This is a genomic window from Acidovorax sp. FG60 (genome assembly GCF_057808995.1).
This window is the reverse complement of sequence record NZ_JBMDJC010000001.1, coordinates 163924-188690: the sequence shown is the minus strand read 5'-3', so window position 1 is coordinate 188690 and position 24767 is coordinate 163924. Positions and strand designations below refer to the sequence as shown.

24 protein-coding genes are annotated in these 24767 nt (G+C 63.2%); 13 read left to right on the top strand and 11 right to left on the bottom strand.

The features are described 5' to 3' along the window. Positions 1-106: 106 nt before the first annotated feature. The 13 genes from rpoE (at position 107) to nagZ (ending at position 12821) form a co-directional block, all read left to right on the top strand. A complete protein-coding gene (gene rpoE, locus ACODS0_RS00885) occupies positions 107-733 on the top strand; it encodes an RNA polymerase sigma factor RpoE (protein ID WP_055399464.1) in 627 nt (208 codons plus the stop codon). Between the two features lie 9 nt (positions 734-742). Then, positions 743-1423 (top strand): sigma-E factor negative regulatory protein, encoded by a 681-nt coding sequence (locus tag ACODS0_RS00880; protein WP_488832079.1) that lies wholly within the window; start codon positions 743-745, stop codon positions 1421-1423. Between the two features lie 36 nt (positions 1424-1459). Beyond that, complete coding sequence (locus ACODS0_RS00875) at positions 1460-2536, top strand: MucB/RseB C-terminal domain-containing protein (RefSeq protein ID WP_488832077.1); 1077 nt, start codon at positions 1460-1462, stop codon at positions 2534-2536. Positions 2537-2710: 174 nt separating this feature from the next. Then, entirely contained in the window at positions 2711-4177 is a 1467-nt protein-coding gene (locus ACODS0_RS00870; protein ID WP_488832650.1) for a DegQ family serine endoprotease, read from the top strand. A gap of 511 nt (positions 4178-4688) precedes the next feature. Continuing rightward, positions 4689-6497, top strand: coding sequence for a translation elongation factor 4 (gene lepA / locus ACODS0_RS00865; protein ID WP_055399457.1), 1809 nt, complete (start codon positions 4689-4691; stop codon positions 6495-6497). Further along, on the top strand, positions 6497-7474 hold the full coding sequence (lepB, locus tag ACODS0_RS00860) for a signal peptidase I (protein ID WP_431150063.1): 978 nt from the start codon (positions 6497-6499) through the stop codon (positions 7472-7474). Before lepA ends, lepB begins: the two co-directional genes overlap by 1 nt. Positions 7475-7512: 38 nt before the next feature. Continuing rightward, positions 7513-7881, top strand: a complete 369-nt coding sequence (locus ACODS0_RS00855) for a DUF4845 domain-containing protein (protein WP_488832074.1) — start codon at positions 7513-7515, stop codon at positions 7879-7881. Further along, entirely contained in the window at positions 7881-8564 is a 684-nt protein-coding gene (gene rnc, locus ACODS0_RS00850) for a ribonuclease III (RefSeq protein ID WP_121505756.1), read from the top strand. The genes ACODS0_RS00855 and rnc overlap by 1 nt, the downstream gene beginning before the upstream one ends. After that, a complete protein-coding gene (gene era / locus ACODS0_RS00845) occupies positions 8561-9565 on the top strand; it encodes a GTPase Era (RefSeq protein ID WP_121505757.1) in 1005 nt (334 codons plus the stop codon). Before rnc ends, era begins: the two co-directional genes overlap by 4 nt. Before the next feature lie 90 nt (positions 9566-9655). Next, positions 9656-10420, top strand: a complete 765-nt coding sequence (recO, locus tag ACODS0_RS00840) for a DNA repair protein RecO (protein WP_228896760.1) — start codon at positions 9656-9658, stop codon at positions 10418-10420. Next, on the top strand, positions 10417-11202 hold the full coding sequence (locus ACODS0_RS00835) for a pyridoxine 5'-phosphate synthase (protein WP_488832071.1): 786 nt from the start codon (positions 10417-10419) through the stop codon (positions 11200-11202). The genes recO and ACODS0_RS00835 overlap by 4 nt, the downstream gene beginning before the upstream one ends. Positions 11203-11260: 58 nt before the next feature. Beyond that, positions 11261-11656 carry a holo-ACP synthase gene (gene acpS / locus ACODS0_RS00830; RefSeq protein ID WP_488832068.1) on the top strand — a complete coding sequence of 132 codons (396 nt, stop codon included), beginning with the start codon at positions 11261-11263 and terminating at the stop codon, positions 11654-11656. 73 nt (positions 11657-11729) lie between these two features. Then, positions 11730-12821 carry a beta-N-acetylhexosaminidase gene (gene nagZ, locus ACODS0_RS00825; protein WP_488832067.1) on the top strand — a complete coding sequence of 364 codons (1092 nt, stop codon included), beginning with the start codon at positions 11730-11732 and terminating at the stop codon, positions 12819-12821. Positions 12822-12964: 143 nt separating this feature from the next. On the opposite strand, the gene ACODS0_RS00820 is transcribed toward nagZ, so the two are convergent. The 11 genes from ACODS0_RS00820 to ACODS0_RS00770 form a co-directional block, all read right to left on the bottom strand. Next, positions 12965-13621 (bottom strand): mechanosensitive ion channel family protein, encoded by a 657-nt coding sequence (locus tag ACODS0_RS00820; protein WP_176889007.1) that lies wholly within the window; start codon positions 13619-13621, stop codon positions 12965-12967. 62 nt (positions 13622-13683) lie between these two features. Beyond that, on the bottom strand, positions 13684-14718 hold the full coding sequence (locus tag ACODS0_RS00815; protein WP_055399441.1) for a GGDEF domain-containing response regulator: 1035 nt from the start codon (positions 14716-14718) through the stop codon (positions 13684-13686). A gap of 68 nt (positions 14719-14786) precedes the next feature. After that, on the bottom strand, positions 14787-16331 hold the full coding sequence (lysS, locus tag ACODS0_RS00810) for a lysine--tRNA ligase (RefSeq protein ID WP_488832064.1): 1545 nt from the start codon (positions 16329-16331) through the stop codon (positions 14787-14789). Between the two features lie 85 nt (positions 16332-16416). Beyond that, positions 16417-17028: a sugar transferase gene (locus ACODS0_RS00805; protein ID WP_488832062.1), complete on the bottom strand. Its 612-nt coding sequence runs from the start codon at positions 17026-17028 to the stop codon at positions 16417-16419. Between the two features lies 1 nt (position 17029). Then, positions 17030-18199: a DegT/DnrJ/EryC1/StrS family aminotransferase gene (locus ACODS0_RS00800; RefSeq protein ID WP_488832060.1), complete on the bottom strand. Its 1170-nt coding sequence runs from the start codon at positions 18197-18199 to the stop codon at positions 17030-17032. A 43-nt stretch (positions 18200-18242) separates the two neighbouring features. Then, on the bottom strand, positions 18243-18941 hold the full coding sequence (locus ACODS0_RS00795; protein WP_488832058.1) for a methyltransferase domain-containing protein: 699 nt from the start codon (positions 18939-18941) through the stop codon (positions 18243-18245). Further along, positions 18938-19969 (bottom strand): glycosyltransferase family 2 protein, encoded by a 1032-nt coding sequence (locus tag ACODS0_RS00790; RefSeq protein ID WP_488832056.1) that lies wholly within the window; start codon positions 19967-19969, stop codon positions 18938-18940. The genes ACODS0_RS00795 and ACODS0_RS00790 overlap by 4 nt, the downstream gene beginning before the upstream one ends. A 5-nt stretch (positions 19970-19974) precedes the next feature. Further along, positions 19975-21030 (bottom strand): glycosyltransferase, encoded by a 1056-nt coding sequence (locus ACODS0_RS00785; protein WP_488832054.1) that lies wholly within the window; start codon positions 21028-21030, stop codon positions 19975-19977. Between the two features lies 1 nt (position 21031). Next, the gene (locus tag ACODS0_RS00780) at positions 21032-21610 is read right to left on the bottom strand and encodes an acyltransferase (RefSeq protein ID WP_488832053.1); all 579 of its coding nucleotides are present in this window, start codon (positions 21608-21610) and stop codon (positions 21032-21034) included. Continuing rightward, positions 21594-22826, bottom strand: a complete 1233-nt coding sequence (locus ACODS0_RS00775; RefSeq protein ID WP_488832051.1) for a lipopolysaccharide biosynthesis protein — start codon at positions 22824-22826, stop codon at positions 21594-21596. Before ACODS0_RS00775 ends, ACODS0_RS00780 begins: the two co-directional genes overlap by 17 nt. Next, the gene (locus ACODS0_RS00770; RefSeq protein ID WP_487260751.1) at positions 22823-24736 is read right to left on the bottom strand and encodes a polysaccharide biosynthesis protein; all 1914 of its coding nucleotides are present in this window, start codon (positions 24734-24736) and stop codon (positions 22823-22825) included. The genes ACODS0_RS00775 and ACODS0_RS00770 overlap by 4 nt, the downstream gene beginning before the upstream one ends. Positions 24737-24767 lie beyond the last annotated feature (31 nt).

The window sequence follows — 24767 nt, the reverse complement described above, 5'->3', positions numbered from 1 at the left end:
TTGGCTGGATCTGCGGCGTGCGGTATATTCGCGCGCCAGACCGGGCGCTGACAACGCTGACGAAACCGCCCCGGCCAGCAGCCGTGGGCGTGAATCCTGAGTATCCATGACTGTAATTCCGCCTTCCCCTTCCGAAGATAGCGACCTCCAACTGGTGGAGCGCGCGGTAGCGGGCGATCAGCGTGCCTATGAGTTACTGGTCATCAAGTACCAGCGCCGTATCGAGCGTCTCATTGGCCGGATGGTGCGGGACACCGACATCGTTCAAGACATAGCGCAGGAGACGTTCATCCGGGCCTACCGCGCGCTGCATCAGTTCCGGGGGGATGCGCAGTTCTATACCTGGCTCTACCGGATTGCTGTCAATACCGCCAAGAAGGCGCTCATGGACATGAAACGCAATCCGGTCATCTCGGAGAACGCTTTGCGGGGGAACGAGGACGAAGATGAAACTTCCCGCCTCGGACACGAACTAACCAGCGACGAAACCCCCGAAACCGTACTCGCTGCCCGAGAAATCGCGCAAGCCGTGAATGCGGCTATGGAGGCGTTGCCCGACGATCTGCGCCAGGCGGTAACGTTGCGCGAGATTGAAGGGCTGAGTTACGAAGAGATTGCGACGGCCATGGATTGCCCCATCGGCACGGTGCGGTCACGGATTTTTCGGGCGCGAGAGGCCATTTCGGCAAAAGTGCGTCCTCTGCTTGAGAACCAGTCAGGCAAACGGTGGTGAGGTAATGAAATGAACAACGCTGTACGAAGTGATGGATTGGTGGGCGGTGCTGTGGTGGCTGAGATAAGCAGGCGCGAGCAATTGTCGGCACTGGCGGATGGTCAGTTGCATGGAGACGAGGTGGCGGACGCCCTGGCCTATGCGGCGCAAGCCGAAGGCCATGCCACTTGGCAGCTCTACCATTTGGTGGGAGATGTATTGCGTTCTTCCGACCTCGCGCAACCTGCCAATCCGAATTTCATGGCGCGGTTGCGTGATGAACTGGTCAAGGAAGGGCCTGTTGTACGTCCTGCGGCCGCTGCTGTGCAGCAGGTGGATGTGGTGGCCCCCGCAATGGCGGATGCTGCCAATGCGTCGGTCTTTCGCTGGAAAATGGTCGCGGGTTTTGCGTCTTTGGCGGCAGTTGCAGCGATTGGTTGGACCTCTCTGGCCACGTTGCAAGGCAATGGTGCACCCGGCGTCACGGGTGGAGCCCAGCTGGCCATCTCTCCCGAGTCGGGTGCGAATGGCCCCAGCTCCGGTGCCCCTGTTGTCGCAGTGGCTGATGCCGATGGTGGCGCGCAGGTGATGATTCGGGATCCCCGCCTGGATGAGTTGCTGGCGGCACACAAGCAGTTTGGCAGCACATCCGCATTGCAGATGCCTGCAGGATTTTTGCGCAATGCCACCTTTGAGACGCCCAGCCGCTGAGCCGGGAGTGGCTTGCTGGCGTGGTGAGATTGTGTGATGAGCTACCCGGGAGTTTTGTGCGTTTGGTTGAAAGCACTGCCGCAGCAGTTCAAACACGGGGTGGTTGCTGCCCTGTGTGTGACAGGACTCTCCGTATCGGCAGGGGTCTCGTCGGCTGAGGGGGGTGTTTCTTCTGCAGCAGAGGCGGCTCCCGCGCCTGTGGAGCGCAGTATTCTGCAGTGGATCGAGCGCATGCACAGCGCGCCCTGCGCGCGCCCGTATGCCGGTACCTTTGTGGTGCTGGCTGCTTCCGGAGCGATGGCCAGTTCACGCATCTGGCACGCCTGTGAAGGGGCGCAGCAGATGGAGCGCGTGGAGGCTCTCAGTGGCACTCCCCGGACCATTTTTCGGCGCAACGACGAGGTACGTACGTTCTGGCCCCAGTCGCGTGTGGTGCGGTCGGATCGACGGGATGCCTCTGGGCTGTTTCCACGAGTTCCGCTGGTTGAGGGCACTTCCATATCCCAGTTCTATGCCGCACGCCCTGTGGGCCAAGAGCGCGTTGCGGGATTTGTTGCCGACGTGGTGTGGTTCAAGCCCGTGGACTCGCTGCGTTTTGGCTACAAGCTGTGGAGCGAGCGGGAGACCGGTTTGGTTGTGAAGCTGCAGACCTTGGGCGCGAACGGACGCGTTTTGGAGCAGGCTGCATTCTCTGAGTTGGACTTGAACGCCCCCGTTCGAGTGGAGCAGCTTTCACGCCTGATGGACGCGACCGCTGGTTACAAGGTGGTGGCGCCGGTCGTGGTCAAGACCACGGCCACGGCCGAGGGCTGGGTGCTTCGTCAGCCGGTTGCTGGCTTTGTTCCGGTGAGCTGCCATCGACGCGCTGTGTCTGCTGACGACGGTGCGCAGGGTGTCTTGCAGTGCCTGTACTCCGATGGTCTTGCATCGGTATCGCTGTTCATCGAGACCTTTGATCCCCAGCGACACCCCTCCCAGCCCCAGGTCTCGGGTATGGGGGCCACGCAGCTTCTTGCGCAACGGATCCTGCCCGATGTATGGCTCACTGCAGTGGGGGAGGTTCCTTTGCAGACCCTTCGCCTGTTTGCGGGTCAATTGGAGCGCACACGCTGACACTGAGGCCAGTGGGCGTGACGCTGGCGGCTGCTGTCTTTGAGCCTGCGCTGTGGCGGGGCCGTTTGCAGGGGCATGCGAAGTGCATTTGCGATGCGGGAACCAAATGGCCGCACACTCTTCACAGTTACACACAGTTTGATGACTGTATTTGCTACCAATCACGAAAGGTCGATGATGTCGAAGTTCGATGGAAATGCGCTGCGCTCCCTGGCATTTGCATGCATGTTCGCAGGGGCTGCTGGCGGCATGGCTTTGCCCCAAGCTGCCTTGGCACAACCTGCTGCAGCGGTTCGCGGGTTGCCAGACTTTACGGATCTGGTGGATCAGGTGGGGCCCTCGGTGGTCAATATTCGGACGGTAGAAAAAGCGTCGAGCCGTGCAAGTGCAAACGGCATGGACGAGGAGATGATGGAGTTTTTCCGCCGCTTTGGCGTGCCGATCCCCAATGTGCCCAGGCAGCAACGTCCTCAGCGGCCGCAAGACGATGAGCAGCCGCGCGGCGTGGGTTCTGGCTTCATCCTGACTGCGGACGGGTTTGTGATGACCAATGCGCATGTCGTGGACGGCGCTGATGAGGTGATCGTCACCCTGACCGACAAGCGCGAATTCAAGGCCAAGATCATTGGTGCGGACAAGCGTACTGATGTGGCGGTGGTCAAGATCGAGGCCACGGGCTTGCCTGCCGTCAAGGTGGGTGATGTGGGGCGTCTGCGGGTGGGCGAATGGGTGATGGCGATTGGATCGCCCTTTGGGCTGGAGAACACCGTGACTGCGGGCATTGTGAGTGCCAAGCAGCGCGATACGGGGGACTATCTCCCGTTCATCCAGACCGATGTGGCCATCAACCCGGGCAACTCGGGCGGTCCGCTCATCAACATGCGTGGCGAGGTGGTGGGGATCAACAGCCAGATCTATTCGCGCTCGGGTGGATTCATGGGCATTTCGTTCGCGATTCCGATGGACGAGGCTATCCGCGTGAGTGAGCAGTTGCGCGCATCCGGTCGGGTGACACGGGGCCGTATCGGCGTGCAGATCGGGCAGGTCACCAAGGACGTTGCGGAGTCCATTGGCCTGGGCAAGGCCCAGGGTGCGCTGGTGACCGGGGTAGAGGCGGGGTCACCCGCAGACAAGGCGGGCGTGGAGGCTGGTGACATCATCACCCGCTTTGACGGCAAGTCCATCGAGAAGGTTGCGGACCTGCCCCGACTGGTGGGCAATACCAAGCCTGGTACCAAGAGCACGATGACCGTATTCCGCCGTGGCGCTTCGCGGGATCTGGGCATCACCATTGCCGAAATTGAGCCCGACAAGCCAGCGGCCAAAACGGCGGAGCGTGAGGAGAAACCCAAGGCTTCGGCTGCTGCACAGCAAATGGGATTGGCGGTCACGGAACTTTCGGACGCCCAGAAAAAGGAGCTCAAGATCAAGGGCGGTGTGCTGGTCGCGACCGCCACAGAGGCCGCAGCACGTGCCGGACTGCGCGAAGGGGATGTGATTCTCGCGATTGCCAACACGGAAGTGTCTGGTGTGAAGGAGTTTGAGGCTGTACTCGCCAAGGCCGACAAGAACAAGTCCATCAATGTGCTGTATCGGCGCGGCGAGTGGGCCCAATATGCCTTGATCCGTCCCGGACGATGACGAGTGGCGTTGTGGCAGATATGGGGGGATGGGTTGACCCATTTCCCCACGTTTGCAGCAGGCCTTTGCCGGAGGTGTGGGCATTTTGGTTTTTTTGTCTTTTCCTTCTTTCGATGTTGCAAGTTAGCCTTGGCTAACTTTATGAGGGTCTATCAACTGATTTCGATAGAATAGAGGCCCCTGTTCAACGCTAATTCATATATTAGCTAGACGTTGATTCACGATGCGGGATGTGACGGTGTCATGCACAGCCGATCCACAGCTCACCCACAAGTTGTCCAGCGTTGTAGTTGTGCAGACTGTGTATAAGTTGTTGATAAGATCCCTGTTGCACCCTGGCAACTCCCCTTGGATGCAGTCGGATGGGCTTTTTACTGCGGGCTTTTTGCCTACAATGAAGCTCCAACTATCGCAGTTGCCAATGATTGTTGGTTCAGGGCGCGTCGCCATTCGACGCGCCCTTTTTTCTTGTGTGCTCCGTTTTAATTCAATCACTTGACGCTTTCCGTTGATGAACCACATCAGAAATTTTTCCATCATTGCGCACATCGACCATGGCAAGTCGACGCTTGCAGATCGCTTGATCCAGCGCTGCGGAGGCCTTGCGGACCGTGAGATGGAGGCCCAGGTTCTGGACTCGATGGATATCGAAAAAGAGCGTGGGATAACCATCAAGGCGCAGACCGCAGCGCTGCAATACAAGGCGCAGGATGGGCAGGTCTACAACCTCAATCTGATCGACACACCGGGGCATGTGGACTTCTCGTATGAAGTGAGCCGCTCGTTGTCGGCATGCGAGGGCGCGTTGCTGGTGGTGGATGCTTCGCAAGGCGTGGAAGCTCAGACCGTTGCGAACTGCTACACCGCATTGGATCTGGGTGTCGAGGTGGTGCCGGTACTCAACAAGATGGATCTGCCCAATGCCGATCCCGACAATGCCAAGGCTGAGATCGAAGATGTGATCGGCATTGACGCGACCGACGCGATTCCCTGCTCCGCCAAGACCGGCATGGGTATTGATGAGATCCTCGAAGCCATCGTGGCCAAGGTGCCCGCGCCGCGCGGCAATGCCGATGGACCGCTTCGCGCGATGATCATCGACAGCTGGTTCGACAGCTACGTGGGTGTGGTGATGCTGGTGCGCGTGGTCGATGGCCGTTTGCTCAAAGGCGAGCGCATCAAGATGATGGCCAGTGGTGCGGTGTACAACGCGGACAACCTCGGTGTGTTCACGCCCGCCAACGAGCCGCGCAACTCTCTTGACGCAGGGCAGGTGGGCTACATCATCGCTGGTATCAAGGAGCTGCAGGCTGCCAAGGTGGGTGACACGATCACGCTCGAAAAGAAATTGCCCAACAATGCGGGCCCTGCCGCCGAGGCGCTCCCCGGCTTCAAGGAAATCCAGCCCCAGGTGTTTGCCGGTCTGTACCCGACCGAGGCGAGCGAATATGACTCGCTGCGTGACGCGCTTGAAAAACTCAAGCTCAACGATGCTTCGCTGCACTACGAGCCGGAAGTGAGCCAAGCGTTGGGCTTCGGTTTTCGTTGCGGGTTTCTTGGCCTGCTGCACATGGAAATCGTGCAGGAGCGTCTGGAGCGTGAGTTTGACCAGGATCTCATCACGACTGCACCCAGCGTGGTCTACCAAGTGGTCAAGGCCGATGGTGAAGTGATCATGGTCGAGAACCCCTCCAAGATGCCGGACCAGGGGCGGCTTGAGGAAATCCGCGAGCCCATCGTCACGGTGCATCTGTACATGCCCCAGGACTATGTCGGCCCGGTGATGACGCTCGCCAACCAAAAGCGCGGTGTGCAGATGAACATGGCGTACCACGGTCGCCAGGTGATGCTCACCTATGAAATGCCGCTGGGCGAAATCGTGCTCGACTTCTTCGACAAGCTCAAGTCGGTGTCGCGCGGCTATGCATCCATGGACTACGAGTTCAAGGAGTACCGTGCGTCCGACGTGGTGAAGGTGGATATCCTTCTGAACGGCGAAAAGGTGGATGCACTGTCCATCATCGTGCACCGCTCTCAGTCCCAGTACCGTGGCCGAGCAGTGGTTGCCAAGATGCGCGAGATCATCAGCCGCCAGATGTATGACGTGGCCATCCAGGCGGCCATTGGCGCCAACATCATTGCGCGCGAGACCATCAAGGCACTGCGCAAGAACGTGCTGGCAAAATGTTACGGCGGCGATGTTAGCCGCAAACGCAAGCTCCTTGAGAAGCAGAAAGCAGGCAAGAAACGCATGAAACAGATCGGATCGGTCGAAGTGCCACAAGAGGCATTCCTGGCCATTTTGCAGGTGGAAGACTGATGCTCCAGTTCATGCAGATTTTCACATCCCTGGTGCTGGCCGCATTTGGTGGCTATATCGGGGCTTGGTACTTTGGTGCCATCGAAGGCAATTTCGCCTTGCTGTTGTTCCTGGCCACGGTGGTCACGGGCGCGTACTGGCTGGCCGAGCGTTTCTACTTTCTGCCCCAACGCCGCCGAGCTGCCCAGGCCGTCGAAGATGCGGCGACCGCACGTCGTGCGGAGCTGGATCGCATGGGCATCCAGAAGGTCGATGTGGATGTGCAGGAGGCCAAGGGGCGGCTGCTCATGCAGCCTTGGTGGCTGGACTGGACGGCGGGGCTTTTCCCGGTCATCGTTGCCGTGTTTGTTCTGAGGTCGTTTCTTTTTGAACCCTTCAAGATCCCGTCGGGTTCGATGATTCCCACCCTGCTGGTGGGCGACCTGATCCTGGTGAACAAGTTCACCTACGGTGTCCGCCTGCCGGTGATCCATACCAAGATCACCGAGGGCACCAAGCCTGCGCGCGGAGATGTTCTGGTGTTCCGCTATCCACCTCAGCCGAGCCTTGACTACATCAAGCGGGTGGTGGGTGTGCCGGGTGACGAGGTGGCCTACCTCAACAAGCGCCTCACGGTCAACGGCCAGGCCATTGACACCAAGGCGCTGCCAGACTTTTTCGAAGAAGACTCGATGCGCTACTTCAAACAGTTTGAAGAGCAACTGGGAGCACAGCCCCATCGTTTGTTGAACAACCCGGATGTGCCCGCCTTTGTGCAAGGCGCCAGCAATTTTGCTTATCGCAAGAACTGCCGTTACAGTGTTGAGGGCGTTGTGTGCAAGGTGCCCGAGGGCCACTATTTCATGATGGGGGACAACCGGGACAACTCGCTCGATTCGCGCTACTGGGGCTTTGTTCCTGAGGGCAATATCGTCGGGAAGGCCTTTTTTGTCTGGATGAATTTCGGTAATCTCAAGCGCATTGGGTCGTTCCATTGAGGGATGACCAGCTTTTTTGGACACTGAGGGGGAAACACATGCATATCAAACGCTCTACCAGCCCATTTCGCCAACGTGGCATGTCATTCATTGGAGTTGTGTTCATCGGGTTGATCGCCGTGGCTGCATTTGCGATTGGCGGGCAGTCTATCCCCATCTTTCTGGAGTACCAGGCGATTAACAAGGCGGCGACCAAGGCTGCCAAGGAGGCCTCCACCGTCGCTGATGTCCGGGCCAGCTTTGACCGCGCTGCAGCCATTGACAACATCAGTTCCATCAATGGTAAAGACCTGGAGATTGCCAAGCGCGGTGACAACAAGATCGTGGTTTCCTTCAAGTATTCCCGCGAGATAGCGCTGGCGGGTCCCGCCTACCTTGTCTATCGCTTTGAAGGACAGACCAACTAGTGCATCCCGGCCTTCAAGCGCTGCAGACCCGTCTGCAGCATGTTTTCTCCGATCCATCCCTTCTTCAGCGCGCTACCACGCACCGCAGTTTTTCGGCCGACCACAACGAGCGGCTGGAGTTTCTGGGTGATTCCGTGTTGAATCTCGCGGTTGCGAGCCTGCTGTATCGGCAGTTGTCGGCGTTGCCGGAAGGCGATCTCTCTCGCGTGCGTGCCAACCTCGTCAAGCAGGACACGCTGCACCAGCTGGCGCTTGGCCTCAAGATCTCCGACGTGCTGCGATTGGGTGAGGGCGAGTCCAAATCAGGTGGACAGCAACGTCCATCCATCCTGGCCGACGCGCTCGAAGCGCTGATTGGCGCGGTGTACCTGGATGCCGGGTACGCGAGTGCCGAAGCGTTGGTGCACCGCCTTTTTCAGGGCGTGGAGATCAACCCGCAGATGCAGGCTGCATCCAAGGACGCGAAAACTGCATTGCAGGAGTTGCTCCAGGGCCGCAAAATGAAGCTGCCGCAGTACAAGGTCGTCGGCACAGTGGGCGCTGCGCACCGTCAGACCTTCGACGTCGAGTGCGATATTCCCGAACTGGGCCTCACCGAACGCGGCATCGGCGGCTCCCGCCGGGCGGGCGAGCAGGCAGCCGCTGCTGCCATGCTGGCCACATTGAAAGCAAAGAAATTATGAATGATGCTACCAAAGATGTAGCGAATGAAGCCGCTCCAGCAAGCGCTGGAGCGCAAAATGACCTCGAAGCCATGCTGGCGGCAGCAGGCTCCCCGGCCGCCGTGCCTGGCCAGCGCTGTGGCGTGATCGCCATCGTGGGCAAGCCCAACGTGGGAAAGTCCACATTGCTCAATGCCCTGGTGGGGCAGAAGATCAGCATCACCTCGCGCAAGGCGCAGACCACGCGGCACCGCATCACCGGTATTCGTACGCGCGAGCAGACTCAGTTCATTTTTGTGGACACACCGGGTTTCCAGACGCGCCATGCCACCGCACTCAACAAGTCGCTGAACAAGACCGTGATGGGCGCGATTGGCGATGTGGACCTAATCCTCTTCGTGGTCGAGGCGGGCAACTTCACGCTGGCCGATGCCAAGGTGCTGTCGCTGTTCAAGCCCGGCATCCCGACGCTGCTGCTGGCCAACAAGCTCGACATGGTGCACCGCCGTGCAGAGCTGGCCCCCTGGCTCAAGAGCATGCAGGAGCGCCACCCGTTTGCCGAGTTTGTGCCCATGTCGGCCAAGAACAAGGGCGACATCGAGCGCCTGTTTGGCATCTGCGCCAAGTACCTGCCCGAGCAGGGCTGGTGGTACGGCGAAGACGAGCTGACCGACCGCAGCGAGAAGTTTCTGGCGTCCGAAACCGTGCGCGAGAAGCTCTTCCGCTTCACGGGCGACGAACTGCCTTACACCTCTACCGTGGTGATCGACAAGTTTGAGGAAGAAGCCAGCAAGCAGCACAAGCGGCTGGTCAAGATCGCTGCCACCATCGTGGTCGAGCGTGACAACCACAAGATGATGGTGATCGGCGACAAGGGCGAGCGCCTGAAGCGTATTGGCACCGAAGCCCGCCAGGAACTGGAAAAGCTCATGGATGCCAAGGTGTTCTTGGAGCTGTGGGTCAAGGTGCGCTCCGGCTGGGCCGACGACGAGGCACGCGTGCGTTCGTTCGGTTACGAATAATTCCGTGCCCGCCCGTGACCCTGTCTTGCCCGGGCGGCACAAGCTGTCTGGCGCTTGCCAGCCGCATGCATTTCTGCGGGCCTGAAGCCAATGGCTGCCGCCAAGCGCATCTCCGATGAACCCGCCTTCGTGCTGCACAGCTACGACTGGAGCGAGTCCAGCCTGATCCTGGAGGTTTTCTGCCGTCAGCAAGGGCGTGTGGCGCTGGTGGCCAAGGGGGCCAAGAAGCCCAGCTCCAACTTCCGCCCGGTGCTGCTGCCGCTCCAGCCCTTGTTGGTGACTTACACGCTCACCGGCGATGGCAGCGCAGACATCCACACCCTCAAGGGGGCGGAGTGGGTGGGCGGCCATGTGATGCCCACGGGTGATGCCCTGCTGTCGGGCATGTACCTCAACGAGCTACTGCTGCGCCTGCTGGCGCGCGCCGATCCACATGCGGCCCTGTTCGATGCCTATGCCGGTGTGGTGCGCGTGTTGGCCAGCGAACATGGTGATGCGTTAGAGCCCGTGTTGCGCAGCTTCGAACTATTGCTGCTGCGCGAGATTGGCTTGCTTCCTGGCCTGGATGTTCAGACCATGACGTTGGAGGTCTTGCAACCCAAGACGCGCTACACGCTGGTGCCCGAAGGCGGCCTGCGCGCCTCCTCCTCGGCCGACCGCGTGGGCCTGCTCGGCGGCCAGTGGCAGACGTTGCAACGCGCGCTGGACGACGCGGCCACCTACACCGCCACCTTGCGTGCCTGCGCGCCGGTGGCTGCAGAACTCAAACCCCAGCTGCGCGCCCTGCTGCAATACCATTGCGGCAGCCCCATGCTGCGCACCCGCCAGCTCATGATCGATCTGCAGGCCCTATGAACCAGACCTCACGCACCCCCCACGCCACGGCCCTCTCGGTCAATGTCAACAAAGTCGCCCTGGTGCGCAACACGCGCCATCTGGGCATTCCCAGTGTCACCCGGGCGGCCGAGCTGTGCCTGCAGGCGGGGGCCCAGGGCATCACCGTGCACCCCCGGCCCGACGAGCGGCACATCCGCAGCCAGGACGTGTTCGAGCTGGCCACGCTGATGAAGGCCTGGCCCGACCGCGAATACAACATCGAGGGCAATCCATCTCAGAACCTGATGGACTTCATCCGCGAGGCTCGCCCGCACCAGGCGACCTTTGTTCCCGACAGCGAAGACCAGTTCACCAGCGACCACGGCTGGAGCTTTCCGCAGGATGCCGAGCGCCTGGCGCCCCTGATCGCCGAGTGCAAAGCATTGGGCGTGCGCGTGAGCCTGTTCATGGACCCCGTGCCCGAGCAGATGGCCGCCGCCAAGGCCGTGGGCGCAGACCGGGTCGAGCTTTATACCGAGCCCTATGCCGCAGCCTGGGGCACGCCGCAGCAAGACGTTGAGCTCAAGCGCTACGCCGCCGCTGCTCAGGCCGCGCTGGATGTGGGGCTGGGCGTGAACGCAGGTCACGACCTCAACCGTGACAACCTCGCCGCCTTTGTGCGCGAGGTGCCCGGTGTGCTCGAAGTCTCGATCGGCCACGCCCTCATTGCCGACGCGCTGGAGTTGGGCTACGCCGCCACGGTGTTGGCCTACCTGGGCTGCATCGAGTCAGGTTGTGCCGCACAACCTGATGACTCCTGATTTGATAGCTGCCAGTGCTTGATGGATAAGCGATGGAGCCCAATTTCATTCAAAAAACATGATCTACGGCATTGGCACCGACATCTGCGACGTGCGCCGCATCGCGGCCAGCCTCGAACGCCACGGCGAGCGCTTTGCCCAGAAGGTGCTGGCCGACGGCGAGCTGGCCACCTGGCGCGAGAGGAGTGGCCGTTGGCCCGACCGCGGCCTGCGCTACCTGGCCACGCGGTTCTCTGCCAAGGAAGCGTTCAGCAAAGCCATCGGCTTGGGTATGCGCATGCCCATGACCTGGCGCCACTGCGAAGTGGCCAAGCTTGCGAGCGGCCAGCCCGTGATCGTGCTGCACGGCGCACTCAAGGAATGGTTTGACGCCAAAGGGCTGAAAGCGCACCTGAGCGTGACGGACGAGACCGACTACGCCGCCAGCTTCTGTGTGGTAGAGAAATTGAATTAAAAATGGCCTCTGGCGCTTGATGGATAAGCGCTAGCAGCTATGTTTGTAATAGCAACCTGATATTTGACACCCTATGACCGAACACGCACCCCTCATCCTCGACGTGGCAGGCACAGAGCTGACCGCCGCCGACCGCCGCCGCCTGACCCATCCGCTGACCGGTGGCGTGATCCTGTTTGCCCGCAACTGGGAAAACCGCGCGCAGCTGCTGCAGCTGACCAGCAGTATCAAGGCCGTGCGTGACGACCTGCTGATCTGCGTGGACCATGAGGGCGGCCGTGTGCAGCGGTTCCGCACCGATGGCTTCACCCACCTACCGCCCATGCGCGCTCTCGGCGAGATGTGGATGGACGATGGCAAGGGCGCCAAGGCCGTGCCTGGCAGCGGCGCGCTGCGCGCCACCAATGCGGCCACGGCGGCGGGCTACGTGCTGGGTGCGGAGTTGCGCGCCTGTGGGGTTGATTTCTCGTTCACCCCCGTTCTCGATCTCGATTGGGGTGAAAGCAGTGTGATCGGCGACCGTGCCTTTCACCGCGACCCGCGTGTGGTGGCGCTACTCGCCAAGAGCCTGATGCACGGTCTGCTGCAGGCGGGTTTGGCCAACTGCGGCAAACACTTCCCGGGGCACGGCTTTGTCAAAGCCGACTCGCACACCGAGGTGCCCGTGGACAACCGCAGCCTAAAGGCCATCCTGGCCGACGACGCCGCGCCGTACCCCTGGCTCAGCAGCACGCTCACCAGCGTGATGCCCGCCCATGTGATCTACCCCAAGGTCGATAGCCGCCCCGCAGGCTTCTCGCAGCGCTGGCTGCAGGACATCCTGCGGCGGCAGATGCGTTTTGACGGCGCCATCTTCAGCGACGACCTCAGCATGGAAGGCGCTCGGCGTCTGGACGGCCAGGTCGTCAGCTACACCGATGCCGCCGTTGCAGCGCTGGAGGCAGGCTGCGACCTGGTGCTGTTGTGCAACCAGAGCGTGGGCGATGGCAAGGCCGTGGATGAACTCATCGACGGCCTGGAACAGGCCCAGAACCAAGGCCGCTGGCAGCCGAGTGTGGACAGCGAATCCCGCCGCCTGGCGCTGCTGCCCGAAACCCTGCCCCAGGCCTGGGATGAGTTGATGTACCAGCCCGCCTATCTGCAGGCCTTGGACCTGTTGCCCTGACGCCGTGAGAGCCCGTGGCTGGAGTCTGGTTCGGCGCCCTCGTTGTTGCCGTGCTCGCCGGGTGTGCAACCCGCCTGCGCCCGCCGCCTAGCGTGCGACCCTGCCAGACCCTCACGCACAGCCGATTTCTCGGCTTCAGTGGACTAGGGCGTGTTGAAAGGCCCTGGCGTGACTGGAGGCGGGGCTGCCGGGGCACTTTCTGCGGCCTCTGCAGCGTTGGCGGGATGTGCAGGCGGTGGAGGCACCCCCTGAAACCTGCGCACCACGCGTTGAAATACCAGCGCATTGGGAATCTGCAGCCAGGCTACCTGGTCCGCCGCAGCGCCATGGTCTTCGAGCGTGGTGTAGAGCAGGTTGATGTCCACCACACGTCCTTTGGCCCCGGGCTTTTCGGCGGTGTCCAGCACCTCGATGTAGTCGCCAATCTTGAAGGGCCGCACGGTGAAGATGAGCAGCGCGCAAAACAGGTTGGAGAGCACACTCCACGCCGCGAAAAAGGCCACGGCCCCGACAGTGGCAAACCCGGTGAACGCGGTCCAGAGCACGGTGGCCGACACCCCCATGCGTTCCAGCACCAGCAGCGCCGCACTGGCAATGATGAGCCAGCGGATCAGCCCGTTCATGGGCACCACCAGTTCGTCGGGCACCTGGTAGTGCGCGCTGGCACGGCGCACGATGCGGCGCAGCACCCGTTGCAGCAGCCAGGCGACAAACAGGATCAGCAGGATCTGCGTGCCGGGGATGATGACTTCGAGCCAGTCTTGTACCCAGTCGGGAAGGCGGGTTTTCAGCAGCTGCATGCGCGAAACGGCGGTGCGGGCGTTGCGCTCGGTGGCGTCAAACGTGAGGGCAGAAAAGAAACTCAATTGCGCAGTTGCTCCACGGTGTCCATCTGCATTTCAAAACTGAAGAAGCGATTGCGGCCCTGGGCCTTGGCGGCATAAAGCGCCTGGTCGGCACGCATGATCATGCTTTCGGCGTTCGTGCTGTCGTCAGGCACGCAGGTGGTGATGCCGCCTGACAGCGTGAGGATGTTGCCCAGCGGGGAATCTGCGTGTGGAAGGGCGCGCACCTTGAGCAGCTGTCCCAGGGCCCGCGCGAAGGTCATGGCACCCGAGCGTGGCGTGTTGGGCAGGATGAGGGCGAATTCCTCACCACCGTAGCGCGAGGCGATGTCACGCGGGCGCACGCACACCTCGCGCAACAGGCGGCCGACTTCCTTCAGGCAGGCATCGCCCTGCACATGCCCACTGGCGTCATTGAAGAGCTTGAAGTGGTCCAGGTCGCACAGCATCAGCGTGAGCGGCGTACCGTCCCGGCGCGCAGCCAGGATCTCGTTGTGCAAAATGCGGTCAAACCCCCGGCGGTTGACCAGGCCGGTGAGCGCATCGATCTCCACCATTTCGTTGAGCCGCTGGTTGGCCAGATGCAACTCGGCCGACATGGAGACGAGCCTGCGGCGCATGTCCAGCAGCCGGCGCATGGCACGCAGTTTGGCCATCAGCACGATGGGCTTGACGGGTTTGACGAGGTAGTCGTCGCCCCCCACCTCAATGCCGCGCCACACGTCCAGCTCGTTGTCCAGGCCCGACAGGAAAATGATGGGCGTCCAGTCGCCCGCCTCGCTCTCGCGCATTTGCTGGGCCACCCAGTAGCCGTCCTGGCCGGGCAGCCGGATGTCCAGCAGCACCAGATCGGGGCGGTGGGTTTTGAACAGGTGCAGCGCTGCGTTGCCCTCGGGCGCCTCAAAGATGTCTGACACCCCGGCCCGCCGCAGCTCGGCCACCAGCGCTGCGCGCACGGATCCCTGGTCTTCGACCACCAGCACCGAAAAAGCGTTGCCCGAGGGCAAGGGCTGGCTGGCCGGGTAGGGGGCGTTGCTGGAACTGAAGGGCACGGTAGTGTCTCCTTGGGGCCTTCAAAGGGCGGGTCCGGGATGCCCCGAGGGCATCCGGGACGCGCGACTCAGGACTCGCGGCGCAGCGCGGGGAACAGGATCACGTCGCGAATGCTGGGGCTGTCAGTCAGCAGCATCATGAGACGGTCAATGCCGATACCGCAACCCCCCGTGGGGGGCATGCCGTATTCCAGCGCGCGCACGAAATCGTGGTCGTAGAACATGGCTTCGTCATCGCCGCTGTCTTTGGCGGCCACCTGGGCGTGAAAGCGGGCGGCCTGGTCTTCGGCGTCGTTCAGTTCGCTGAAACCATTGCCGAACTCGCGGCCGGTGATGTACAGCTCAAAGCGCTCCGTCACCTCGGGGCGCGCGTCGTTGGCACGCGCCAGGGGCGAGATCTCGGTGGGGTGCTCCATGATGAAGGTGGGCTGCCACAGCTTGTCTTCCACCGTTTCTTCAAAGTACAGCACCTGCAGGCTGGCCAGCGTGCGGGCCGAGAGCTTGTCCTTCTCTTCGGTCATGCCCAGCTTCTTCAATGCGCTGATGAGCCATGCGGCATCGTCCACATGGGCGCCCGCTTCTGTGTGCTGGAAGATGGCTTCGCGGATCGTCAGGCGGGCAAACGGCTGGGTCAGGTCCACCGCACGGCCCTGGTAGGTCATCTGCAGCGAACCCGTGGCTTTCAGGGCCACTTCACGGATCAGGGTCTCGGTGAAGTCCATCAGGTCCAGGTAGTTCCAGTACGCCGCGTAGAACTCCATCATGGTGAACTCGGGGTTGTGGCGCACCGAGATGCCTTCGTTGCGGTAGCTGCGGTTGATCTCGAACACACGCTCGAAGCCGCCCACGATCAGGCGCTTGAGGTAGAGCTCGGGCGCGATGCGCAGGTACATCTCCTGCTCCAGCGCGTTGTGGTGCGTGACGAACGGCTTGGCATTGGCACCGCCCGGGATGGGGTGCAGCATGGGCGTTTCGACTTCGAGGAAGCCGTGGCTCACCATGAACTCGCGCAGCCCGCTCACGGCCTTGCTGCGCGCCATGAAGCGCTTGCGGGCGTGCTCGTCGGTGATCAGGTCCACGTAGCGCTGGCGGTATTTCTGCTCCTGGTCGGCCATGCCGTGGAACTTGTCGGGCAGCGGGCGCAGGCTCTTGGTGAGCAGGCGCAGGCTGGTCACCTTGACCGACAGCTCGCCCGTCTTGGTCTTCATCAGCGTGCCTTCGGCTCCCACGATATCGCCCAGGTCCCAGTGCTTGAAGGCGGCGTACAGCTCTTCGCCCACGGCGTCGCGGGTTACGTAAAGCTGGATGCGCCCGCCCACGTCGCCCAGCGAGCCATCCTGCACGGTTGCAAAACTCGCCTTGCCCATCACGCGCTTGAGCATCATGCGGCCTGCAACCGAGACGTTCACCGGCGTGGCTTCGAGGGACTCGTTCGTGGCAGTGCTGTGTTCCAGGTGCAACTGGGCAGCCTTGTGGCCGGGCTTGAAGTTATTGGGGAAGGCAACCCCACCGCCAGTGGCCTGGACTTCGCGCAGAGCGCGGAGCTTTTCGCGGCGCTCTGCGATGAGCTGGTTTTCGTCCTGGGGAGCGGGGGCGTGGTTTTGGTCTGACATAGGTGCCGTCGGTGCGGGGGCGTGAAATGGGGGCTGGGTTCAGCCAAACCCCTGATTTTATCGGCTATGGGGTGCCGACAGGTTCTTATCCCCTGGACGGCCGGTCGCCCCACAGCGCGGATGCCGTCTTCACGATGATCTTCAAGTCGCTCCAAAGCGTGTGCGAGCGGGCGTACTCGGCGGCGTAGCGCAGCTTGATGGGCAGAATCTGTTCCACGTAGGTGCGCTCTGGATCGCTGCTCTGGCCCAGCAAAGTGCTTTCGTCGCGAAATTCGATGGAGGCGCGGTCCGTGATGCCCGGCCGGACGCTGAGCACCAGGTCCCGCACGGAATTCGGGTAGAGCGCCACATAGTGCGGCACTTCGGGTCGGGGGCCGACAAGGCTCATATGGCCCAGCAGCACGTTGAAAAGCTGCGGCAATTCATCGATCTTGGTGCGCCGCAGCCAGTGGCCCGCCCGGGTGATGCGGGCGTCGGCCCCCACGGTAATCGCAGGCCCCGCAGCTTCTGCACGCGGGTGCATGGTGCGGAACTTGACGATGCGAAACAACCTGCCTGCGCGGCCCACGCGCTGTTGGCGAAAGAATGCCGGGCCGGGCGAATCCCACACCACCCACAGTGCCACGGCCAGCAGAACGGGCGCGAGCAGCAGCAGCCCGAGGGCGGCCAAGAACAAGTCGAACAGCCGCTTGGGCATGTCAGCCCAGCACCTCGTGCAGCGCGGCAATCACACGGTCCTGATCGCTGTCACCCATGGCGGTGAACAGGGGGATGCTGATCATGGCCTGGTAGGCTGCATCGGCCTGGGGGAACATCTCCGGCGTGAGCTGATAGCGGTCCCGCCAGTACGGGTGCCGGTGCAGCGGCACATAGTGCACGCTGGTGCCGATGCCCCGGTCCGACAGCGCTTGGATGACCTCATCACGCCCCAGTGGTGCGTCCGCTCGCAGCCGGATGACATACAGGTGCCACGCATGGGTGTCGCCGTGTGGTGCATCGGCTGGCAATAGCAGCGGAAGGGGCGCCAGCTGTGTGTTGTAGCGGCTTGCCAGGGTTTGACGCCGCTGCACAAACTGTGGCAGCCGTGCCAGCTGCTCCACGCCCATGGCGGCGGCAACGTCCGTCATGTTGTACTTGAAGCCCGGAGCGACCACCTCGTAGTACCAGGCCGGGGTTTTGGAGGTGAAGCGGTCAAACGCATCCCGGCTCATGCCATGCAGGCGCATGGTGCGCATGCGCTGCGCAAGCGCCGGGTCATGCGTGACGGCCATGCCGCCTTCGCCGGTAGTGATGGTCTTGTTGGCGTAGAAGCTGAACACCGTGACATCGGACTGCAATTGCCCCACCAGGGTACCGCGCCAGGTGGTGGGCAAGGCGTGGGCTGCGTCTTCCACCACCTTCAGGTGATGTTCTTTGGCGATGGTCAGGATGGCGTCCATGTCGCAGGCCAGGCCCCCGTAGTGCACGGGCATGATGGCTTTGGTGCGGGGCGTGATGGCCGCGCGTACCTTGGCCGGGTCGATATTGAGGGTCACCGGGTCCACGTCCACCAGCACCGGGTCGGCGCCCAGGTAGCGCACCACCTCCACGGTGGCGGTGAAGGTCAGTGTGGGCGCGATCACTTCGTCGCCGGGGCCGATGCCCAGGGCCTCCAGCGCAAGGTGCAGGCCCGCCGTGGCGGAGTTGACGGCGATGCTCTGCAGACCACCGCCGCCCAGGAAGGCGGTGAATGCCTGCTCAAACTCTTTGGTCTTGGGCCCGGTCGTGACCCAGCCCGAGCGCATGGCCGCGCTGACGGCATCGATTTCTGCCGGCCCGATGTCGGGGCGGGCGAACGGGAGAAAGGGCAGGTCGGCGGGGGAGTTCATGGGCATTGTGGTGCGTGCTAAAAGGGCCAGAGCGAGGCCGCGCTCAGCGTGGCTTCACGGCCCAGGTCAGGCGGTGGGTGCGCAGAAACCACAGCAGTGTGGATGCTGGTGCAATCGCTGGCGCGGGCAGACGTCGTGCCAGCGGAGGTGCCAGCGTAACGCGGCGGGAGTGTATCTGTGCCCCGGGAAACAGGATGCTCAGTTCGCGGAGTGGAATGCCCTGTACATCGCTGTTGGCGGGGTTGTCGACGACAAAGTCATAGACGAGAACACCGCCGCCGGGCGCGACCCATTGCCAGATCAGGTCGGCCAGATGGCGGCGATAGCCCTCGTCAAGCAAGGAGCTGAAGAGTGTGAACGCCAGCACGGCATCCTGGCTGGCAGGCTGCACCGGGGCCAAGGCGGCATCGCCTTCGGCAATGGCCACGCCCGCTGGTAGCAAGGCGCGCGCTGCGGCGGCACGTTCTGGAAGAAGCTCCAGGCCCGTCAGGCAAGCGGGCGTGGCGCCCAGCCGCACCAGATCGTGCAAATTGCCCGCACTCCCACAGCCAACCTCCAGCATGGGCCGCTGGGCCAGGCTGCTCCAGCCGTGGGCCCGCCAGATGCGTGCCATGGCGCGCAGGCGCTCCTGCTGCGCCTGCAGCGCCGCAGCGTTGGCATACAGGCTGTAGCGCGCTTCGTCGGCCACTGTGTCGCGCCGGGCGTAGCGGGCCTTGACGGCCTGGGGTTCGTTGTCGGTCATCGGGTGATGCGTGCAAAGTCGGACGAAGGGGCGCGCGAGCGCGCAATGTCCCACAGTCCTCGCCAGGTACCCAGGCCGTAGCCCACATGAAACGCTGCAATCGTCGCCGGGAGGCGGGGCAGCAGTCCCCCGTTGCGGGCCGACCGGGCTGCCGCCACTGATGCCGCCAGAAGATACCCTGCGTAGGCGATGCCCAGTGCAGCCAAGGGCCAGGCGGACCACGGCGAGGCAGCGGAGGCTCCCACTGCTGCGGCAACAAAAGCTGCGGGCACCAGTTGTCGCACGGAGCCCGGCTGCCCATGTTTGCGCATCACAAAAGGCCGCCAGTAGCCATATTGCCGTTGTTGCGCGAACAGGTGCCTGAGCGAATTGCGCGGGTGGTAGGTGGAATGGATGAGGCTGCTCTGCCAGATGCGTGCACCCCCCAGGCGCATGCGCAGGTTGTGCTCGTCGTCCTGGTTGCGCACCAGCGTTTCGTCAAACAGCCCGAATCGGTCAAACACGCTGCGGGGCCAGCATCCGAGGTAGACGGTATCCACCTCGCCTTCGTATTGCACATCGCGCGACCGTGCGCCACCCACCACCCAGCGGCATTGGAAGGCGGCGGCTATGGCGGCCCCGGTGGGGCCCGTTCCGTGGGCAACCCAGGGGCCGCCCACGTTGTCAGCGCTGGTGCGTTCAAGCGCCTCGATGCACTGCGCAAGGTAGTCGGGGGCAAACTGGCTGTGCACGTCCATGCGGGCAATGGTGCCGCCCCGTGCGCGGGCAATGCAGGCGTTGAGTCCGGTGGACACAATGCGGCCGGGGTTGTCCACCAGCACGAGCCGGGGGTCTGCGGCGCAGCGCTGCGCGAGGTGTTCGCGCGTACCGTCATCGCTGTCACCGTCTGCAATCAGCACTTCCATGCGCCAGCCTGCGGGCAGTTCTTGGCGCAGGGCGGAGTTGCAGAAAGCGTCGATGTGCTGGCGCTCGTTGCGGCACGGCACGATGACGCTGATCAGGTTGTCCAATTCAAGGCCTTGGGGCATGGGGTTCAAGGTGTACGGAGCAGTTGCTGGTACAGCGCGTGCATGCGGTTCATTTGCACCGCGCGGTCGCCGTCTTGCGCGATGCGGGCAGCATTTTGCAGCCCGGCTTGTTCCGCGATGGCGTCATTGGCAATCAGGGCTTCCAGCCGGGCGGCGAGCGCTGTGGCATCTCCGGCTGCAACCAGCCACTGAGCGTCGATCCAGTGCCGGTTGGCCTGCAGTTCGCTGGCCACCACGGCGAGGCCACACGCCATGCTCTCCAGCATGGCGACCGATGTTGCATCGCTGCTGGGCACCGACACAGATATCTTGCTTTCGCCCAGTACCCGGGTCATGCCCGCGTCATCGAGTCGGCCGTGGAACTGCACCTTGTTGTCCAGCTGCGCCGTGTGCACCTGGCTGCGCAGGGCATCTTCCAGACTGCCTCCGCCGAGCAGGTGCAAGCGCAGATCGGCGCCCGGCAATCGCGCCTGCAGCAGGGCGAACGCTTCGATGATGGTGTCGATGTTGTAGTTGGGTTCCCACGCGCGCAGGCTCACCAGCTGGCTGCCTTGCTTGTGACTCCAGGGAACGGGGTGGAAGCGTTGCAGTTCCACACCCCAATGGATTTCCTCGGCAGCGCCGGGCGGGCGGAAGTCTGCCACCGCGCTCATCAGGCTCGCTGAGTCGCCCGTGATGAGGTCGGCCTGGCGCAGTATCCAGCCGGTCAGCCAGCGCATCCAGGGGCTTTTGCCGGGGGTCACCAACAGGTCGCTGCCCCAGGCGGTCATCACCAGCGGATGTTTGCCGCAACGTGCGGCCAGATAGCCGTAGGAGGTGACGTAATGGGCATGCAGGAGGTCAGGAGCCAGTTCGGCCACGTGGCGCCTCGTTTCCCCTACACGGAGCAGCCAGTCCAGTGATCGGTGCACAGGCCGGATGGCCCGCACCGTGACGCCATCGATGGACGCGGGGCGGGCCGTGATCAGCGAAACGCGGTAGCCACGCTGGAGCATCTCCCGCGCCCACCGCTGGACATGGGGGCTGGTGGCATCGCCCAGCAGGCACAGGTGTGTGGCCATGTCAGCTTGCCCGTGTCCAGGATTCGTAGTGTGGGCGCAGTTCCGGGTGCTGCAACAGCAGGCGCTCATCCTGCTCGCGCACATCGCCAATCTGGCGCGCGGGGGCCCCTGCCATGATGGCGAAGTCGGGCACTTCGCCGCGCACCTGCGCGTAGGCGCACACCACAACGCCTTTGCCGATGCGCGCGCCCGCTTCGATCAGGCTGTGGGGTCCGATGAAGGTGTAGGCGCCGATCTCCACAGGGGCGCTGATGTAGCCAGGCTTGGGGCCGTCGTGGACGGCGTAGCCACTGCCCAGAAGGCGAATGGCGCGGTGGGAGCTGTGGGTGACGATGCTGACGAAGTTGGTGATTTGTACCCCTTGCCCAATCTGCAGGCCTGCCGTGGCGTCGATGAAGTTGAATTGCCCAATGAACACGTGGTCGGAAAGCCGCAGCCCCTTGGCGCCTTCGATGCAGGTGCTGGGGGCAATGCGGGTGTGGGGCAGGCTGCGGCCCAGGTGGTCGCTTTCCCCGAACACCATGCGGTAGAACAGCGCCTGCCAGATCCGGCGGCGCCAGCGGTTAAGCACGGCTCTCATGGGGGATGTCCTTCCAGTTTGCCAACGCCCAGAAATAGTAGGCAAAGTAGGCCAGCATGCTTGCTGACACGCCCCATCCGGCGCCGGTCAGCCCGCCCAGATGGAGGCCCAGCAGCAGGCCCGCAAAAAACAGGCATTGTCCAACCAACGCCAGGCGCAGCGCCCAGGCCTGCGCGCCCCAGGCCATGGTGACCACCGCGAGGGGCGATGCCATGAAATGCACGGCGATGTACGGCGCAATGGCCCGGGCCAGTTCCCCGGTCTGCGCCCATTGGTCGCCAAAGGCCAGGGAAAAGATGTCCGGGCCCCAGGCAAGCAGCACTGCCGCCAGCGGGCAGGCCAGGGCGGCCAGCCCCATCATGGCCTGGCGCACCAGGGTGCGCGCTTCGTTGGGGCTCTGCGCCTTCAGAAGGCAGGGGTACAGGGTTTGCGACAAGGCCCCGCCGATGAGGGTCGCGGGGGCCTTGAGGTAGCGCAGCGCCAGCGCCCAGAACCCCGCTGCGGCGTCTCCAGTCCAGGCCGCCACCAGCACCAGAGTCAGGGTGTCCTGCAGCGCCCCCATGAAAGCGTGGGGTGTGTTGAGCAACGGAAAGTCCCGGTGCTGTTGGGCCATGGACCGGAGTGTGGCCAACGGCTGGCGCCACAGACCCACCCAGCCACCCGCAGGGGCAGGCTTGGCCAGCATCCATGCCGCGCCCAGGCTGGCCAATGTGGCGCCCAGCACCAGACCCAGCGGGCCGGTCTTCATGAATCCGAACAGCAATTGCAGGATGGCGCCACCGCCTTGTTGCAGCAGCCTGGCCGCCGACAGCAGACCAAAGCGTTGGGACCGTGTCGCCCACAGCGTGAGCCATTGCACAGCACCGCCTGCGAACACCGCCAATGGCAGCGCCCACACCATCGGCATGCCGCGCCACAGCAGAAGCACGGCTGCGACTGCAGCAGATGCCGTGGTGACAGCGAGCAAGATGCGAGCGCACAGCGCCATGAGCTGGGCGGCGCGCGGCTCGGTGCTTTCGAGGGGGAGCGCGAATTCATAGCGCGCACAGCCCACCACCGCCAGGTTGGTGGCCAGCGCCCACAGCAGTGCAAACTGTCCGAAGTCCTCAGGGCTGTAGAGGCGTGTGAGTGCGGGGCCCAGCACCAGCGGGATGGCGTGAGCTGCAACGCTGCCCGTGAGCAGGGTCAGCGTTGCCCGTACAAGTCCCGACTTCATGGCAGTACGGGTTGCGTTTCGGGGTGGTAGCCAGGCACCAGCTGTCGCAGCAGAGCGGTCATGGCGATGGGGTCGCCCGCTTGGGCTGCCTTCTGCAATGCCTGGAGCAAGGTCTGCAGCTCCTCCCAGGGTCGGTATTCTTCACGCGCCCGCAGGATGCGGGGGTGGTCGGTGGGAAAGGGATTGTCTCCAATCAGCAGTTCCTCGAAAAGTTTTTCACCCGGGCGCAGCCCGGTGAAAACGATTTCGATGTCTCCTTCGGGGTGCAGATCGTCGCGCACCGTCAATCCCGACAGGGCCACCATGCGCTCTGCCAATTCCAGAATCTGTAGAGGCTCGCCCATGTCCAGCAGGAACACGTCGCCGCCCTCGGCCATCGCCCCTGCCTGCAGTACCAGCTGGGCGGCTTCGGCAATGGTCATGAAGTAGCGCGTGACGTTCGGGTGCGTCACGGTAAGGGGGCCACCGGCCGCGATCTGCTTGCGAAACAGCGGTATCACGCTGCCACTAGAGCCCAGTACATTGCCAAAGCGCACCATCGACAGGCGGGTGGGGCAAGTCCAGGCGGGTGAGCTGTCGGCAAGCTGCGGGAAAGGCGCTCGGGGCGACGCTGCAATTGCTTGCAGCACCATCTCTGCCACACGCTTGGTGGCGCCCATGATGTTGGTCGGGCGCACGGCCTTGTCGGTGGAAATCAGCACGAAATGGTTGGCACCGCACTCCAGCGCCACCTGCACCATGTTCAAGGTGCCAAACACGTTGTTCAAAATACCTTCGCCCGCGTTGGCCTCCACCATGGGCACGTGCTTGTAGGCGGCCGCATGGTAGATGGATGTGGGCCGGTATTGTCGGCAGATGTCTGCCATGCGCGCCTTGTGGGTGACGCTGGCGAGCAGGGGCACCAGCGCACATGCATGCTCGCCCTGGTGCACCAGCGCCGCCAATTCGTGGTGGATGGAGTACAGCGCGTATTCGCTATGGTCCACCAGCAGCAACTGGCGCGGCCCTTCGCGCACGATCTGCCGGCACAGTTCGCTGCCAATGCTGCCGCCCGCGCCGGTGACCAGGACCACGGTGCCCGCCAGATTGCGCCCCAGCAATCCTGGGTCCGGCGCCACTGGCTCCCGGCCCAGCAGGTCTTCGATTTCAAGGTCCTGGAAGTCCGTGACGGTCACCCGGCCGCTGGCCAGGTCCGACAGGCCCGGCAGCGTGCGGATCCGGACGGGCAACTCGCGCAGGCTTTCGATGATCTGCCGCCGTCGCTCGCGCGTGGTGCTGGGCAGCGCCAGCAGCACGTCGGTGATGCCAAGGCGGCGTACCACCTCGGGCAGCGCGTTGGAGGCGTGCACACGCACGCCGTTGATGCTGCGCCCGATCTTGCTGGCATCGTCGTCCACAAACCCTTTGAGCAGGTACTGGCGCATGCTGCCCAGCCCCGCAGCCGTCTGTGCGCCGGCACTGCCAGCGCCGTAGATCAGCAGTCGGTACGGCGCATGGCTGCTGCGCCCTGCCAGCGCCAGCCAGCCCAGTGCGCGGCTGGCACCGACCAGCAGCATGAACAGCAGGGGCTGGAGAATGCCGACACTGCGCGGAACGCCCTCCCACTGGGCGGCCAGCAGGCAGCCCAGCAACAGGGCACCGTAGATGGCCACGGCCTTGCCCGTGGTGATGAGCGCCGTGATCCCCGTGTAGCGGAAGATGGCGCGGTAAAGCCCCAGCTTGGCAAAAATCGGAAACGCAAGGGCGGGCGCCAGCGCATACGCAAGCCACTGCATGCCTGAGGGCCAGTGGGGCGTCTCCAGCCTCAGCGTGAAGGCCAGCCACATCGCGATGACACCCAGACAGATGTCCATGGCCACCACCACCATGCGCTTGGCTGCGCGGGACCAGCCCAGGATGCGGTTCAGCATGGGCTATGAGAAGAAGAGGGGGCAGTAGCGA

Coding starts and splice junctions, on each gene's coding strand:
- ACODS0_RS00800 (WP_488832060.1), bottom strand. CDS start 18,199: ATGAACTCCCCCGCCGACCTGCCCTTTCTCCCGTTCGCCCGCCCCGAC.
- ACODS0_RS00795 (WP_488832058.1), bottom strand. CDS start 18,941: ATGACCGACAACGAACCCCAGGCCGTCAAGGCCCGCTACGCCCGGCGC.
- ACODS0_RS00805 (WP_488832062.1), bottom strand. CDS start 17,028: ATGCCCAAGCGGCTGTTCGACTTGTTCTTGGCCGCCCTCGGGCTGCTG.
- ACODS0_RS00780 (WP_488832053.1), bottom strand. CDS start 21,610: ATGAGAGCCGTGCTTAACCGCTGGCGCCGCCGGATCTGGCAGGCGCTG.
- ACODS0_RS00835 (WP_488832071.1), top strand. CDS start 10,417: ATGAACCAGACCTCACGCACCCCCCACGCCACGGCCCTCTCGGTCAAT.
- nagZ (WP_488832067.1), top strand. CDS start 11,730: ATGACCGAACACGCACCCCTCATCCTCGACGTGGCAGGCACAGAGCTG.
- rpoE (WP_055399464.1), top strand. CDS start 107: ATGACTGTAATTCCGCCTTCCCCTTCCGAAGATAGCGACCTCCAACTG.
- lepB (WP_431150063.1), top strand. CDS start 6,497: ATGCTCCAGTTCATGCAGATTTTCACATCCCTGGTGCTGGCCGCATTT.
- lepA (WP_055399457.1), top strand. CDS start 4,689: ATGAACCACATCAGAAATTTTTCCATCATTGCGCACATCGACCATGGC.
- ACODS0_RS00775 (WP_488832051.1), bottom strand. CDS start 22,826: ATGAAGTCGGGACTTGTACGGGCAACGCTGACCCTGCTCACGGGCAGC.
- acpS (WP_488832068.1), top strand. CDS start 11,261: ATGATCTACGGCATTGGCACCGACATCTGCGACGTGCGCCGCATCGCG.
- recO (WP_228896760.1), top strand. CDS start 9,656: ATGGCTGCCGCCAAGCGCATCTCCGATGAACCCGCCTTCGTGCTGCAC.
- era (WP_121505757.1), top strand. CDS start 8,561: ATGAATGATGCTACCAAAGATGTAGCGAATGAAGCCGCTCCAGCAAGC.
- ACODS0_RS00785 (WP_488832054.1), bottom strand. CDS start 21,030: ATGGCCACACACCTGTGCCTGCTGGGCGATGCCACCAGCCCCCATGTC.
- ACODS0_RS00820 (WP_176889007.1), bottom strand. CDS start 13,621: ATGCAGCTGCTGAAAACCCGCCTTCCCGACTGGGTACAAGACTGGCTC.
- ACODS0_RS00790 (WP_488832056.1), bottom strand. CDS start 19,969: ATGCCCCAAGGCCTTGAATTGGACAACCTGATCAGCGTCATCGTGCCG.
- ACODS0_RS00855 (WP_488832074.1), top strand. CDS start 7,513: ATGCATATCAAACGCTCTACCAGCCCATTTCGCCAACGTGGCATGTCA.
- ACODS0_RS00770 (WP_487260751.1), bottom strand. CDS start 24,736: ATGCTGAACCGCATCCTGGGCTGGTCCCGCGCAGCCAAGCGCATGGTG.
- ACODS0_RS00875 (WP_488832077.1), top strand. CDS start 1,460: ATGAGCTACCCGGGAGTTTTGTGCGTTTGGTTGAAAGCACTGCCGCAG.
- ACODS0_RS00880 (WP_488832079.1), top strand. CDS start 743: ATGAACAACGCTGTACGAAGTGATGGATTGGTGGGCGGTGCTGTGGTG.
- ACODS0_RS00870 (WP_488832650.1), top strand. CDS start 2,711: ATGATGTCGAAGTTCGATGGAAATGCGCTGCGCTCCCTGGCATTTGCA.
- lysS (WP_488832064.1), bottom strand. CDS start 16,331: ATGTCAGACCAAAACCACGCCCCCGCTCCCCAGGACGAAAACCAGCTC.